The 13438-nt window shown below is 61.1% G+C and carries 12 protein-coding genes; 6 read left to right on the forward strand and 6 right to left on the reverse strand.

The genetic code is table 11. The features are described 5' to 3' along the window. The first annotated feature begins 42 nt into the window (after positions 1-42). The 6 genes from JQF37_RS17125 (at position 43) to JQF37_RS17150 (ending at position 7781) form a co-directional block, all read left to right on the forward strand. Positions 43-792, forward strand: coding sequence for a FadR/GntR family transcriptional regulator (locus JQF37_RS17125; protein ID WP_177329342.1), 750 nt, complete (start codon positions 43-45; stop codon positions 790-792). A 402-nt stretch (positions 793-1194) separates the two neighbouring features. Beyond that, complete coding sequence (kdgD, locus tag JQF37_RS17130) at positions 1195-2106, forward strand: 5-dehydro-4-deoxyglucarate dehydratase (protein WP_130203940.1); 912 nt, start codon at positions 1195-1197, stop codon at positions 2104-2106. A gap of 75 nt (positions 2107-2181) precedes the next feature. Continuing rightward, positions 2182-3627 (forward strand): aldehyde dehydrogenase family protein, encoded by a 1446-nt coding sequence (locus tag JQF37_RS17135; protein ID WP_130203941.1) that lies wholly within the window; start codon positions 2182-2184, stop codon positions 3625-3627. 166 nt (positions 3628-3793) lie between these two features. Continuing rightward, complete coding sequence (locus JQF37_RS17140; RefSeq protein ID WP_090467150.1) at positions 3794-5161, forward strand: MFS transporter; 1368 nt, start codon at positions 3794-3796, stop codon at positions 5159-5161. An 11-nt stretch (positions 5162-5172) separates the two neighbouring features. Then, on the forward strand, positions 5173-6726 hold the full coding sequence (gene garD, locus JQF37_RS17145) for a galactarate dehydratase (protein ID WP_130203942.1): 1554 nt from the start codon (positions 5173-5175) through the stop codon (positions 6724-6726). A gap of 113 nt (positions 6727-6839) precedes the next feature. Next, the gene (locus JQF37_RS17150) at positions 6840-7781 is read left to right on the forward strand and encodes an AEC family transporter (RefSeq protein ID WP_130203943.1); all 942 of its coding nucleotides are present in this window, start codon (positions 6840-6842) and stop codon (positions 7779-7781) included. Between the two features lie 96 nt (positions 7782-7877). On the opposite strand, the gene JQF37_RS17155 is transcribed toward JQF37_RS17150, so the two are convergent. The 6 genes from JQF37_RS17155 to gatC form a co-directional block, all read right to left on the reverse strand. Next, the gene (locus tag JQF37_RS17155; RefSeq protein WP_047537646.1) at positions 7878-8258 is read right to left on the reverse strand and encodes a carboxymuconolactone decarboxylase family protein; all 381 of its coding nucleotides are present in this window, start codon (positions 8256-8258) and stop codon (positions 7878-7880) included. Continuing rightward, complete coding sequence (locus JQF37_RS17160) at positions 8255-9316, reverse strand: calcium/sodium antiporter (RefSeq protein WP_130203944.1); 1062 nt, start codon at positions 9314-9316, stop codon at positions 8255-8257. The genes JQF37_RS17155 and JQF37_RS17160 overlap by 4 nt, the downstream gene beginning before the upstream one ends. Positions 9317-9366: 50 nt before the next feature. Next, the gene (locus tag JQF37_RS17165) at positions 9367-9741 is read right to left on the reverse strand and encodes a septal ring lytic transglycosylase RlpA family protein (RefSeq protein ID WP_130203945.1); all 375 of its coding nucleotides are present in this window, start codon (positions 9739-9741) and stop codon (positions 9367-9369) included. A gap of 143 nt (positions 9742-9884) precedes the next feature. Further along, positions 9885-11330 carry an Asp-tRNA(Asn)/Glu-tRNA(Gln) amidotransferase subunit GatB gene (gene gatB / locus JQF37_RS17170; RefSeq protein ID WP_090467156.1) on the reverse strand — a complete coding sequence of 482 codons (1446 nt, stop codon included), beginning with the start codon at positions 11328-11330 and terminating at the stop codon, positions 9885-9887. Positions 11331-11479: 149 nt separating this feature from the next. After that, positions 11480-12931 (reverse strand): Asp-tRNA(Asn)/Glu-tRNA(Gln) amidotransferase subunit GatA, encoded by a 1452-nt coding sequence (gatA, locus tag JQF37_RS17175; RefSeq protein WP_130203946.1) that lies wholly within the window; start codon positions 12929-12931, stop codon positions 11480-11482. A gap of 16 nt (positions 12932-12947) precedes the next feature. After that, positions 12948-13235 carry an Asp-tRNA(Asn)/Glu-tRNA(Gln) amidotransferase subunit GatC gene (gene gatC / locus JQF37_RS17180; protein WP_047537661.1) on the reverse strand — a complete coding sequence of 96 codons (288 nt, stop codon included), beginning with the start codon at positions 13233-13235 and terminating at the stop codon, positions 12948-12950. Between the last annotated feature and the right edge of the window lie 203 nt (positions 13236-13438).

Consider the following 13438-nt stretch of genomic DNA (forward strand, 5'->3'; position numbering starts at 1 on the left):
ATGATGCGGTTTCAACCGAATTTTTCGAGACAGATGTTCACCATGGAAAACCTGAACGACACACCACGCCTCCCTCGCAAGCGCCGCAGCCTCGCGCAGGAACTGGTGACGGTGCTGTCCGAGCAGATCCGCGACGGCCACCTCAAGCGTGGTGACAAGTTGCCCACCGAGTCGGCGATCATGGATGCCCATGGCGTCAGTCGCACGGTGGTGCGCGAGGCGATTTCCCGTCTGCAGGCGGCGGGACAGGTGGAAACCCGCCACGGTATCGGCACCTTCGTCCTCGACACCCCGAGCCCGAGCGGTTTCCGTATCGATCCGGCGACAGTGGTGACCTTGCGTGATGTGCTGGCCATCCTGGAGCTGCGCATCAGCCTGGAGGTGGAGTCCGCCGGTCTGGCCGCGCAACGCCGAACCCCAGAGCAGTTGGCGTTGATGCGCGCGGCACTGGATGCCTTGAATGAAAGCGTTTCCCACGCCGGCGATGCCGTGGCCTCGGACTTCCAGTTCCACCTGCAAATCGCCCTGTCGACCGGCAACCGCTACTTCACCGACATCATGACCCACCTGGGCACCAGCATCATTCCGCGCACCCGCCTCAATTCCGCGCGGCTGGCCCACGATGATCAGCAGCACTACATGAATCGCCTGAGCCGCGAGCACGAAGAAATCTACGATGCGATTGCTCGCCAGGATTCCGATGCGGCCCGCGCGGCCATGCGTTTGCACCTGACGAACAGCCGTGAGCGGTTGCGTCATGCCCATGAAGAGGCTGAGGCGCAGCGGGGGTAGTTTTCAACTCCGCCTGATCGTTTGCCTGATCGACCGCTTTCGCGAGCAGGCTCGCTCCCACATTTGAACTGCGGTGAACACTATTTGTGCGCACCCTAATCCCTGTGTGGGAGCGAGCCTGCTCGCGATAGGGCCATCAGCCATTTCCCACATCCTCCAGCGTGTTTGCTCAGTCCTCCAATCTTCTGACAACGTATCTCTTTGAGTCGGCGGGTGCTCCGCTTTTCCTGCCCCAATAGCCGCTGAAACCCCTGTCTCGCATTACGCTTGTCGAACAATTTTCACCCACGGCGATGAAATGCAGTTGACGGTTATATTTTAAGTTGTACGATGACCTACAACTTCAGCGAAGGCTGAACGGTTTTCTCACACACAAACGTCGCTACCCAGGGTGTTCGAATAATGAATCCACAAGAACTGAAGTCCATCCTTTCTTCCGGCCTGTTGTCTTTCCCGGTCACCGATTTCAATGCCCAGGGCGATTTCCACCGCGCTGGCTACATCAAGCGTCTCGAATGGCTGGCCCCATACGGCGCCTCGGCTCTGTTCGCCGCAGGCGGCACCGGTGAGTTCTTCTCTCTGGCGGCCAGCGAATATTCGGAAATCATCAAGACGGCCGTCGACACTTGCGCCACCAGCGTACCGATTCTGGCTGGTGTTGGCGGCTCGACCCGTCAAGCCATCGAATACGCGCAGGAAGCTGAACGTCTGGGCGCCAAGGGCCTGTTGCTGTTGCCGCATTACCTGACCGAAGCCAGCCAGGACGGCGTTGCCGCCCACGTTGAAGCCGTGTGCAAATCGGTCAACATCGGTGTCGTGGTCTACAACCGCAACGTTTGCCGTCTGAATGCGCCGCTGCTGGAGCGTTTGGCCGAGCGCTGCCCGAACCTGATCGGCTACAAGGACGGCCTGGGTGATATCGAGTTGATGGTGTCGATCCGCCGCCGCCTCGGTGACCGCTTCAGCTACCTGGGCGGCTTGCCGACTGCTGAAGTCTACGCCGCTGCCTATAAGGCGCTGGGCGTGCCGGTCTACTCCTCGGCAGTGTTCAACTTCATCCCGAAAACCGCGATGGACTTCTACCACGCGATCGCTCGTGACGATCACGCCACCGTTGGCAAGATCATCGACGACTTCTTCCTGCCCTACCTGGACATCCGTAACCGCAAAGCCGGTTACGCCGTGAGCATCGTCAAGGCCGGGGCAAAAATTGTCGGTCACGACGCTGGCCCCGTGCGTGCACCGCTGACCGATCTGACGGGCGAAGAGTATGAAATGCTCGCCGCGCTGATCGACAAGCAGGGCGCGCAGTAACACATCCGGTTTAACGGGGCCGCTGAGTATTCAGCGGCCTTTTGCGTGAGATCTTTTTGTTTCGAGGGCAGTCCCGTGACACATGCAAAGCGTTTCGACAACTACATCAACGGCGAATGGGTCGCGGCCAGCGATTACGCGACCAACATCAACCCGTCCGAGCTCAGCGATGCCATCGGCGACTACGCCAAGGCAGACCTGGCCCAAGTCCACGCCGCCATCGATGCCGCCCGTGCCGCGTTTCCGGCGTGGTCCACGTCCGGCATTCAGGCGCGTCACGATTCCCTGGATAAAGTCGGCACTGAAATTCTCGCCCGTCGCGAAGAGCTCGGCACGTTGTTGGCTCGGGAAGAGGGCAAGACCCTGCCCGAAGCCATTGGCGAAGTGACCCGCGCCGGCAACATTTTCAAGTTCTTCGCCGGTGAATGCCTGCGCCTGTCCGGCGACTACCTGCCGTCGGTGCGTCCGGGCGTCAACGTTGAAGTCACTCGCGAAGCCTTGGGCGTGGTCGGTCTGATCACCCCGTGGAACTTCCCGATTGCCATCCCATCATGGAAAATCGCCCCGGCCCTGGCCTACGGCAATTGCGTCGTGCTCAAGCCGGCGGACCTGGTCCCAGGTTGCGCCTGGGCCCTGGCGGAAATCATCTCCCGCGCAGGCTTCCCCGCTGGCGTGTTCAACCTGGTGATGGGCAGCGGTCGCGTGGTGGGTGATGCACTGGTCCACAGCCCGAAAATCGATGGCATCAGCTTCACCGGCTCCGTGGGCGTCGGTCGTCAGATCGCCGTCAGCTGCGTGTCGCGCCAGGCCAAGGTCCAGCTGGAAATGGGCGGCAAGAACCCGCAGATCATTCTCGACGACGCTGACCTCAAGCAAGCGGTCGAGCTGTCGGTGCAGAGCGCGTTCTACTCCACCGGCCAGCGTTGCACCGCATCGAGCCGCTTCATTGTCACTGCTGGTATCCACGACAAGTTCGTCGATGCCATGGCCGAGCGCATGAAGTCGATCAAGGTCGGCCACGCGTTGAAAGCGGGCACCGATATCGGTCCGGTGGTTTCGCAAGCCCAGCTTGAACAGGACATGAAGTACATCGACATCGGCCAGTCCGAAGGTGCGCGTCTGGTCAGCGGCGGTGGTTTGGTGACCTGCGATACCGAGGGCTATTACCTCGCTCCGACGCTGTTTGCCGACAGCGAAGCGGCGATGCGCATCAGCCGTGAAGAGATCTTCGGCCCGGTGGCCAACGTGGTTCGCGTCGCGGATTACGAAGCGGCATTGGCCATGGCCAACGACACCGAGTTCGGCCTGTCGGCGGGCATCGCCACGACGTCGTTGAAGTACGCCAACCACTTCAAGCGCCACTCCCAGGCCGGGATGGTCATGGTCAACCTGCCGACCGCTGGTGTGGATTACCACGTTCCGTTCGGCGGGCGTAAAGGTTCATCCTATGGCTCCCGCGAGCAAGGCCGCTATGCGCAAGAGTTCTACACGGTCGTGAAGACCAGTTACATCGGCTCGTAAGGCAATACCCCTGTAGGAGCGAGCCCTGCTCGCGATGGTCTTGAAGTCGCCACAGTCAACCTGATGCCCCGCGTCATCGTTGACCACCATCGCGAGCAGGCTCGCTCCTACAGGGGCCGCACCCGTTTCACCCGCGCATAAAAATAATCAGTGGGAGTACATCTACATGCAATCGACCAAGCCGACTCACGTCCGCTATTTGATCCTGCTCATGCTGTTCCTGGTGACCACGATCAACTACGCCGACCGGGCTACCATCGCCATTGCCGGCTCCAGCCTGCAAAAAGACCTCGGCATCGACGCGGTCACCCTCGGCTATATCTTCTCTGCATTCGGTTGGGCCTACGTGGCCGGGCAAATTCCCGGTGGCTGGCTGCTGGACCGTTTCGGCTCGAAAAAAATCTATGCCTTGAGCATCTTCACCTGGTCGCTGTTCACCGTCCTGCAGGGTTATGTCGGTGAGTTCGGCATGTCCACGGCGATTGTCGCGCTGTTCATGCTGCGCTTCCTGGTGGGCCTGGCCGAAGCGCCGTCCTTCCCTGGCAACGCTCGCATCGTGGCGGCCTGGTTCCCGACCGCTGAACGCGGTACGGCATCGGCGATCTTCAACTCGGCGCAATACTTCGCCACAGTGCTGTTCGCGCCGCTCATGGGCTGGATCGTCTACACCTTTGGCTGGCAGCACGTGTTTGTCGTGATGGGCAGCATCGGCATCGTGTTCTCGCTGATCTGGCTGAAAGTTATCCACAGCCCGCGCCAGCACCCGATGATCAATGACGCCGAGTTCAAACACATCGCCGAGAACGGCGGCATGGTCGACATGGACCAGGACAAAGGCAAGGGCAAAAAGGTCGACGGCCCAAAGTGGGACTACATTCGCCAGTTGCTGACCAACCGCATGATGCTCGGCGTCTACCTCGGCCAATACTGCATCAACGGCATCACTTACTTCTTCCTGACCTGGTTCCCGGTGTACCTGGTGCAAGAGCGCGGCATGACCATCCTCAAGGCCGGCTTCATTGCCTCGTTGCCAGCGATCTGCGGCTTCATCGGCGGTGTGCTCGGCGGGGTGATTTCCGACTACCTGCTGCGCAAGGGGCATTCCCTGACGTTCGCCCGCAAGGCGCCGATCATTGCCGGCCTGCTGGTCTCCAGCAGCATCGTGGCGTGTAACTACGTCGACATCGAATGGATGGTCGTGGGCTTCATGGCCCTGGCGTTCTTCGGCAAGGGCGTGGGCGCGCTGGGCTGGGCGGTGGTCTCCGATACTTCGCCGAAACAGATCGCCGGTTTGAGCGGTGGCCTGTTCAACATGTTTGGCAACCTCGCCTCGATCACCACCCCGATCGTGATCGGTTACATCATCAGCTCCACCGGATCGTTCAAGTGGGCGCTGGTGTTTGTCGGTTGCAACGCACTGGTCGCGGTGTTCAGCTATCTGGTCATCGTCGGTCCGATCAAACGCGTTGTGCTTAAAGAACCACCGATGGGCGGTCCTGAAATGAATAACAAATTGTCTCAAGCGCATTCCTGAGGAGCGGCGTCATGCAGTTGATTGAACATTCCGACTCGCCGCGCTACATCCGCCTGCACGAGCGGGACAATGTGGTGATCGTGGTCAACGATCAGGGGGTACCGGCCGGCACCGCGTTTGCCGATGGCCTGGTCACCGTGGATTTCGTGCCACAAAGTCACAAGGTCACCCTGGAGGACATCCCCGAGGGCGGACAGGTGATTCGTTACGGCCAGACCATTGGCTATGCCTTGCAGCCGATTCCACGCGGCAGCTGGGTCAAGGAAGACCAATTGCGCATGCCCACCGCGCCACCGCTGGACAGCCTGCCGCTGTCCACCGAAGTGCCGGCCGCGCAAGCGCCGCTGGAAGGCTATACCTTCGAGGGTTATCGCAACGCCGACGGCACGGTTGGCACGCGTAACATTCTCGGTATCACGACCACGGTGCAGTGCGTTTCCGGCGTGCTGGACCATGCGGTCAAGCGCATCAAGGACGAACTGCTGCCCAAGTACCCGAACGTCGATGACGTGGTGGCGCTGACCCACAGCTATGGCTGTGGCGTGGCGATCACCGCCACCGATGCCTACATCCCGATTCGCACCGTGCGCAATCTGGCGCGCAACCCGAACCTGGGGGGCGAGGCCCTGGTGATCAGCCTGGGCTGCGAGAAATTGCAGGCCGGGCAAGTGATGCACGAGAACGACAGTTCGGTGGATTTGAGCGAGCCCTGGTTGTATCGCCTGCAGGACTCCAGTCACGGTTTTACCGAGATGATCGAGCAGATCATGGCGCTGGCCGAGACCCGTTTGAAGAAGCTCGATCAGCGCCGTCGGGAAACCGTGCCGGCGTCCGAGCTGATCCTGGGCATGCAATGCGGTGGCAGCGATGCGTTCTCCGGGATCACCGCCAACCCGGCCCTGGGTTACGCCTCGGACTTGCTGTTGCGTGCGGGTGCGACGGTGATGTTCTCCGAAGTGACCGAAGTGCGCGACGCGATCTACCTGCTGACTTCGCGCGCGCAAACCAGGGAAGTCGCTCAGGAACTGGTGCGGGAAATGGACTGGTATGACCGTTACCTGGCCAAGGGCGAGGCGGATCGCAGTGCCAACACCACGCCGGGCAACAAGAAGGGCGGGTTGTCGAACATTGTCGAGAAATCCCTGGGGTCGATCGTCAAGTCCGGTAGCAGCGCCATTACCGGCGTGCTCGGCCCAGGCGAGCGCTTCAAGGAAAAAGGCCTGATCTTCTGCGCAACGCCGGCCAGCGACTTTGTCTGCGGGACGTTGCAGTTGGCGGCGGGGATGAACCTGCACGTGTTCACCACCGGTCGTGGCACGCCTTATGGATTGGCGATGGCGCCCGTGGTGAAGGTATCGACCCGCACTGAGCTGGCACAGCGCTGGCCGGACCTGATCGACATCGACGCGGGGCGAATCGCCACCGGACGCGCCTCCATCGAGGACCTCGGCTGGGAGTTGTTCCACTACTACCTGGACGTGGCCAGCGGCAAGAAGCAGACGTGGGCCGAAAAGCACAAGCTGCATAACGACATCACCTTGTTCAACCCGGCGCCAATCACGTAAGACCGCGTCGGCTGCATCGCTGGCTTGCCAGCGATAGCGTTCTACCAGACGGCGAGGGACTTGCTGGCTTATCATTAGCCCCCTAACGACGCTCACCCAAGGTTATCCCCGGCATGCTGGCCATTTTCCTCGAAACCCTGAACATCACCGCCCCGGTGTTCGCCATGCTGTTTCTGGGGGTGCTGCTCAAGCGCATCGATTGGATCAACGATAACTTCATCCACACCGCGTCGGCGCTGGTGTTCAACGTCAGCATGCCGGCGTTGCTGTTTCTCGGCATCCTGCATGCCGACCTGCACGCCGCGCTGCAGCCAGCGCTGCTGATCTATTTCTCCCTCGCCACCCTGGTGTGCTTTGCCATCGCCTGGGGCTGGGCGATTTTCAAGTGCCCGCGAGAAGACCGCGGGATCTACACCCAGGGCGCATTTCGCGGTAACAACGGGGTCATCGGCCTGGCACTGGCGGCGAGCATGTACGGCGATTACGGGATTTCCCTGGGAGCGATTCTCGCGGCGCTGGTGATCCTGTTCTACAACACGCTGTCGACCATCGTGCTGGCGGTGTACAGCCCGGTAATCAAGTCCGATCCGTGGAGCATTTGCAAAAGCGTGTTCAGCAATCCGCTGATCATCAGCGTGATCGCGGCGGCACCGTTTGCCTACTTCAAGATCGGTTTGCCGGGATGGCTGGAAACTTCCGGCCAGTACCTGGCGCAGACCACCCTGCCGTTGGCATTGATCTGCATTGGCGGCACGCTGTCGCTGGCGGCGATGCGCAAGAGCGGGCCGATGGCGCTGAGTTCAAGTCTGGTGAAGATGCTCGGCTTGCCGATACTGGCGACGCTCGGCGCGTGGCTCTGGGGTTTTCGTGGCGCGGAGTTGGGGATTCTGTTCCTGTACTTCGGCAGCCCGACGGCGGCGGCCAGTTTTGTCATGGCCCGGGCAGCCAATGGCAATCATGAACTGGCGGCGGCGATCATCGTCATTACCACGTTGATGGCGGCGGTCACCACCAACATCGGGATCTTTTTGTTGCAGTGGGGTGGGTGGATCTAGTCGCTGAAGAGTCGGTGCTTTTTAGGGCCTCATCGCGAGCAGGCTCGCTCCCACATTTGGAATGCATTCCCTGTGGGAGCGAGCCTGTTCGCGGTTTCACTCCGGCTTCTGGTAGGTATCAATCACTTCCTGCGCCGCCCGGAACGCGTCGATCGCCGCCGGCACGCCGGCATACACCGCGCAATGCAGCAGCGCTTCACGAATTTCTTCCACGGTGCAGCCATTGTTCAGCGCACCGCGCACGTGACCTTTCAATTCCTGCGGACACTTCAGCGCTGTCAGGGCGGCGAGGGTGATCAGGCTGCGGGTTTTAAGCGGCAAGCCTTCGCGGCTCCAGACGCTGCCCCAGGCGTGTTCGTTGACGAAATCCTGTAGCGGCTGGGTGAACTCGGTGGCGTTGCCCAGCGCGCGGTCGACGAAGGCGTCGCCCATCACTTGGCGGCGTACTTCAACGCCGGTCTTCTTGTTCTCGGTCATGGCAATTCTCTCTTGTGGTGTTGGCGATGCCAGGCGCGCAGCGACGTGAACAGCAAAAACGCCACCAGCGCCGGCAGGACGAAAAACAGCATCAGGTGTTCAAGCTTGGCCGCCAATGGCATACCGGTGGTGAACGACACCACGTGCAGGCCGTAAGCCAGGTACAACCCCAGAAACAGCAAGCCTTCGGCACGGGTTACCCGGTAGCCGGAATAGAACACCGGCAGGCACAGCGCGGCGACGCCGAGCATCACTGGCAGGTCGAAATCCAGGGCATTGGGCGATACCGACAGGGGTGTCGGCGCGACCAGTGCGGTAAAGCCCAAAACGCCCAACAGGTTGAACAGGTTGCTGCCAATGACGTTGCCCACCGCGATCTCCCGTTCGCCACGGGAGGCGGCGATCAGCGAGGTCGCGAGCTCTGGCAGGGAAGTGCCGATGGCGACGATGGTCAGGCCGATGATCCGTTCCGACAGTCCCAGATCAGTGGCGACCGCAACCGCCGCGCCCAACAGTAAGTGGCCGGCGTACACCAGCATCGCCAGGCCGGCAACGATCATCATCAGACTTTTTAACCATGGCGCTTGCACCGGGTGCTCATGAGTCGACTGCGGACGCGCCGAGTGCTTCGACTGGCGCAGCAACAGGCCCAGGTACAGCAGCAGTGCAGTCAGGAGAATGACGCCATCGGCACGGGTCAGCTCTTCATTCCAGGCCAGCACGAACACCAGCAGGCTGGCGCCGATCATCAGCGGAATATCCAGGCGCACCAGTTGCCGTGACACCCGCAGGGGGATGATCAGCGCCGACAGGCCGAGGGTCACGAGGATATTGAAAATGCTGCTGCCGATCACGCTGCCGACGGCGATGTCGGCGTTATGCGCCAGGGTGGCTTGCAGGCTGATGGCCATCTGCGGTGCGCTGCTGCCGAGGGCGACGATGGTCAGGCCGATGATCAGTGGTCGCACATGCAGGCGCGCGGCCAGGCGCACGGCGGCACGTACCATCAGTTCGGCGCCGGCAATCAGCAGCACCAGGCCGCTGAGCAATTCGATCACGTTGATCAGGGGTAAATCGGCTAGTCCGAAGATGGTCGGGGCTCCGTTTGTCAGTCGTCGAGGGCTTGCACGCGAACCCGTGCGGTGCCGCTCTTGAGCATGCCCAGGCGTTCGGCGGCCTCGTGGGACAGGTCGATCAGGCGCCCACGGGTATGCGGCCCACGATCGTTGATGCGGACCACGCAGGATTTGTCGTTGTTCAGGTTGGTGACCTTCACCCGTGTGCCGAAGGGAAGCTGGCGATGGGCGGCGGTCAGGGAATTCCGGTCGAAACGCTCGCCGCTGGCGGTGCGTTTACCCTGGTGTTTGGCGCCGTAGTACGAGGCCATGCCGGTCTTGTCGTAGCCATGCGGGTCGACGGTATCGTTACTCGCGCAGCCGGCGAGGAGGGAAAGGAGGGCGCAGGCGCCGAGCAGACGTTTCATTTCAAAGGCTTCCCGAAACAACTGTAGGAGCGAGCCAGCTCGCGATGGAGGGTCAGCTACATCGGGGCCAACTGACATTCCATCGCGAGCAGGCTCGCTCCTACAAGGTTTTGAGCCAGGTTTAAAAACTGGCTCCATTTCTATCAGCCTTCGAGCTTGCTTTTCAGCAATTCGTTCACTTGTTGCGGGTTGGCCTTGCCTTTGGAGGCTTTCATGGCCTGGCCGACGAAGAAACCGAACATCTTGCCGCGCTTGGCTTCGTCTGCTGCACGGTACTGCTCGACCTGCTCGGCGTTGGCCGCGAGCATTTCGTCCAGCACTGCCGAGATGGCACCGGTGTCGGTCACTTGCTTCAGGCCGCGCTTGTCGATGATCTCGTCCGCGCTGCCTTCGCCGTTGGCCATGGCTTCAAACACTACCTTGGCGATCTTGCCCGAGATGGTGTTGTCCTTAATCCGCAGCAGCATGCCGCCCAGTTGCTCGGCGGAAACCGGCGACGCTTCGATGTCCAGGCCTTGTTTGTTGAGCAGGCTGCCCAACTCGACCATCACCCAGTTGGCCGCCAGCTTGGCGTCGCCGCTGATGCTCGCGACTTGCTCGAAGTAGTCCGCCTGCTCACGGCTGGTGGCCAGCACGTTGGCGTCATACACCGACAGACCGAACTGCTCCTGGAAGCGCTCGCGTTTCTGTGGTGGCAATTCCGGCAGGGTGGCGCGCACGTCGTCGAGGAACGCGTTTTCAATCACGACCGGCAGCAGGTCCGGATCGGGGAAGTAACGGTAGTCGTTGGCTTCCTCTTTGCTGCGCATCGGACGGGTTTCGTCCTTGTTCGGATCGTACAGGCGGGTTTGCTGGATCACCTTGCCGCCGTCTTCGATCAATTCGATCTGACGCTGGATTTCGCTGTTGATCGCCTTCTCGATGAAGCGGAACGAGTTGACGTTCTTGATCTCGCAGCGGGTGCCGAACTCGGCCTGGCCTTTCGGGCGGATCGACACGTTGCAGTCGCAACGCAGCGAGCCTTCGGCCATGTTGCCGTCGCAGATGCCCAGGTAACGCACCAGTGCGTGGATCGCCTTGACGTAGGCCACGGCTTCCTTGGCGCTGCGCATGTCCGGCTCGGAAACGATTTCCAGCAGCGGCGTGCCGGCACGGTTCAGGTCGATGCCGGTGGCACCGTTGAACTCTTCGTGCAGGCTCTTGCCGGCGTCTTCTTCCAGGTGCGCGCGGGTGATACCGACACGTTTGACCGTGCCGTCTTCCAGGGCGATGTCCAGGTGGCCCTTGCCGACGATCGGCAATTCCATCTGGCTGATCTGGTAGCCCTTGGGCAGGTCCGGGTAGAAGTAGTTCTTGCGGGCGAACACGTTGTGCTGGCCGATCTCGGCGTCAATCGCCAGACCGAACATCACCGCCATGCGCACCGCTTCCTGGTTCAGCACCGGCAGTACGCCGGGCATGCCCAGGTCGATCAGGCTGGCCTGGGTGTTCGGCTCGGAGCCGAACGTGGTGGAACTACCGGAAAAGATTTTCGACCGGGTGGTGAGCTGGGTATGAATCTCCAGCCCGATCACGACTTCCCATTGCATGTGTGTCTCCTCAGAAGCCTAGGCAGGGGATTTTGAAACGTCGCGAGCGAAGATAAGGCAAGGCGAAAACTGGCGAGTAAGCGGAGTTGACTTTAGTCAATGAGCATTACGAGCCAGTTTTCAACGCAGCATTACCGAGCGCAGCAGTTTCAAAACCCCTGCGGGGTGCGGGTGTGCCAGTCAGTGTGTAGCTGATACTGGTGGGCAACGTTCAACAGGCGACCTTCCTGGAAGTACGGAGCGAGCAATTGCACGCCGACCGGCAGGCCATCGACAAAACCGGCAGGCATGGACAAGCCCGGCAGGCCAGCGAGGTTGGCGGTGATGGTGTAGACGTCTTCCAGGTACGCAGCGACCGGGTCGCTGTTCTTGGCGCCGAGCTTCCAGGCCGGGTTCGGCGTGGTGGGGCCGAGGATGATGTCGACCTCGTTGAAGGCCGCCATGAAGTCGTTCTTGATCAAGCGACGGATCTTCTGCGCCTTCAGGTAGTAGGCGTCGTAGTAGCCGGCCGACAGTGCGTAGGCGCCGACCATGATCCGGCGCTGTACTTCCGGACCGAAGCCTTCGCCACGGGAGCGTTTGTACAGGTCCATCAGGTTGACCGGGTTTTCGCAGCGGTAGCCGAAGCGCACGCCGTCGAAACGCGACAGGTTGGAAGAGGCTTCCGCCGGAGCGATCACGTAGTACGCAGGGATCGCGTGCTGCATGTTCGGCAGGCTGATTTCCTTGATCACGGCGCCGAGCTTTTCCAGCTCCTTGACGCTGTTGTGGATCAGATCGGCGATGCGCGGGTCGAGACCGGCGCTGAAATACTCTTTAGGCACGCCAATGCGCAGGCCTTGCAGCGAGCCGTTGAGGCTGGCGCTGTAGTCCGGCACGGGCTCGTCGATGCTGGTGGAGTCGTTCGGATCGAAGCCGGCCATACCCTGCAACAAAATGGCGCAGTCTTCGGCAGTGCGGGCCAATGGGCCACCCTGATCGAGGCTCGAGGCGTAGGCGATCATGCCCCAGCGCGAAACGCGACCGTACGTCGGTTTCAGGCCGGTGAGGTTGGTCAATGCGGCGGGCTGACGAATGGAGCCGCCCGTGTCGGTGCCAGTGGCTGCCGGCAACAGACGAGCGGCAACGGCCGCGGCCGAACCGCCGGACGAACCGCCAGGCACGTATTCCAGGTTCCACGGGTTTTTCACGGCGCCGTAGTAGCTGGACTCGTTGGCCGAACCCATGGCGAATTCGTCCATGTTGGTCTTGCCCAGGGTCACGGCCCCGGCGGCGGCCAGCTTGGCGACGACGGTGGCGTCGTAAGGTGCTTTAAAGTTGTCGAGCATCTTCGAGCCGCAGCTGGTGCGGATGCCCTGGGTGCAGAACAGGTCTTTGTGGGCGATCGGCGCGCCGAGCAGGGCGCCGCTCTCACCGTTGGCCCGGCGGGCGTCCGCAGCTTTCGCCTGCGTGAGCGCCAGGTCCTCGGTGAGGCTGATGAAACTGTTGAGCTGTGGATCGAGCTGGGCGATACGCGCCAGCAGGACTTTGGTCAGCTCTTCGGAAGAAAACTTTTTATCGGCGAGTCCGCGGGCGATCTCGGCCAGAGTCAATTGATGCATTGCAGGCTCTTTCCCTTTAGTCGATGACTTTCGGAACCAGGTACAGGCCGTTTTCGACCGCTGGTGCGATGGACTGGTAAGCCTCGCGATGATTGGTCTCGGTCACGACGTCTGCACGCAGGCGCTGGCTGGCTTCCAGTGGGTGGGCGAGCGGTTCGATACCGTCGGTATTGACCGCCTGCATTTCGTCGACCAGCCCGAGAATGCTGTTGAGGGCTGAAGTGATGTGTGGAAGATCGGCTTCATTGAGGCCCAGACAGGCCAGATGAGCGATTTTTTCCACGTCGGAGCGTTCAAGCGCCATTGGGATTCTCCAGTGGAAAACAGAACGGACGGCGTCCGTGTGTTAGATTGTCGGAACACTACCGCACTTCTACGGTCATAAGGCCGCGATTGTGGGGCTTGGTGCACAGAAAAGCGGCCAATTTAACATATTGGCGCCTTGCCCAAAATCCCTGTCGTTGTTAGAGTTTGCCGCACTTTTTTACCCACGCGTTGCCTAGGGTC

Origin of the sequence: Pseudomonas sp. MIL9, from assembly GCF_016887925.1 — a bacterium.
GTDB classification, from domain to species: Bacteria; Pseudomonadota; Gammaproteobacteria; order Pseudomonadales; family Pseudomonadaceae; genus Aquipseudomonas; species Aquipseudomonas mohnii.

Excerpts from the sequence above, each read along its gene's own strand:
- gatA (WP_130203946.1), bottom strand. The coding sequence starts at position 12,931 with ATGCATCAATTGACTCTGGCCGAGATCGCCCGCGGACTCGCCGATAAA.
- JQF37_RS17165 (WP_130203945.1), bottom strand. The coding sequence starts at position 9,741 with ATGAAACGTCTGCTCGGCGCCTGCGCCCTCCTTTCCCTCCTCGCCGGC.
- JQF37_RS17140 (WP_090467150.1), top strand. The coding sequence starts at position 3,794 with ATGCAATCGACCAAGCCGACTCACGTCCGCTATTTGATCCTGCTCATG.
- JQF37_RS17125 (WP_177329342.1), top strand. The coding sequence starts at position 43 with ATGGAAAACCTGAACGACACACCACGCCTCCCTCGCAAGCGCCGCAGC.
- JQF37_RS17155 (WP_047537646.1), bottom strand. The coding sequence starts at position 8,258 with ATGACCGAGAACAAGAAGACCGGCGTTGAAGTACGCCGCCAAGTGATG.
- garD (WP_130203942.1), top strand. The coding sequence starts at position 5,173 with ATGCAGTTGATTGAACATTCCGACTCGCCGCGCTACATCCGCCTGCAC.
- JQF37_RS17150 (WP_130203943.1), top strand. The coding sequence starts at position 6,840 with ATGCTGGCCATTTTCCTCGAAACCCTGAACATCACCGCCCCGGTGTTC.
- gatC (WP_047537661.1), bottom strand. The coding sequence starts at position 13,235 with ATGGCGCTTGAACGCTCCGACGTGGAAAAAATCGCTCATCTGGCCTGT.
- gatB (WP_090467156.1), bottom strand. The coding sequence starts at position 11,330 with ATGCAATGGGAAGTCGTGATCGGGCTGGAGATTCATACCCAGCTCACC.
- kdgD (WP_130203940.1), top strand. The coding sequence starts at position 1,195 with ATGAATCCACAAGAACTGAAGTCCATCCTTTCTTCCGGCCTGTTGTCT.